Here is a 576-nt window from a genome sequence, read left to right as displayed (position 1 = left end):
TGTGTCAATAGTTGGGGTAGTTACAGCAGTCATCGCGGCTAGTCTGGTTAATCAAGAAAGGATGAAGGCTGTATCAGAACTCAATAGCGCAGTTCAACAACGGGAGGACGCGAATAAACAAAAAGACTCTGCTGTATCAGAACGCAACAGCGCAGTTCAACAACGGGAGGACGCAAATAAACAAAAAGACGCGGCTTTATCAGAATTAAATCAGGCAAAGCAAGGAATCACAAAAGCGAATCAGGAAACAAGCACTGCCAAAAAACAAGCAGGATTAGCACAACAACAGGCAGTAACCGCCAAGCAACAACAGCAGCTAGCGCAAAATAATCAGCAAAAAGCTGAGGCAAAACAAAACGCAGCAGAACAAAAAGTCAAACAGACTGAACAAAACTTAACTAATGCCCAGCAACACTTACAGCGAGTTCAGCAAGATGTAGCGCAAAAGACTCAACAAGCACAACAAAAAGTAAGTTTGGCAAATCAACAAGCAGGTGCGGCGCAAGCGCAAGCGAAAAAAGCCCAAGATGATGTGAAACAAGCCCAAGTTAGCCTGAAGCAAGCACAACAAGAAAG

At 44.1% G+C, this 576-nt stretch carries 1 protein-coding gene; it reads left to right on the top strand.

Annotated features, from left to right (window positions below; genetic code table 11):
• Window positions 1-576: hypothetical protein (locus tag AC5590_RS09005; protein WP_370460862.1), on the top strand; the 576-nt coding region annotated here is incomplete at both ends.

The organism is Brasilonema octagenarum UFV-OR1, assembly GCF_963888615.1.
Taxonomy (GTDB): Bacteria; Cyanobacteriota; Cyanobacteriia; order Cyanobacteriales; family Nostocaceae; genus Brasilonema; species Brasilonema sennae.
Note: the sequence above shows the minus strand (reverse complement) of the source record. Positions and strands in the feature narration are given on the sequence as shown.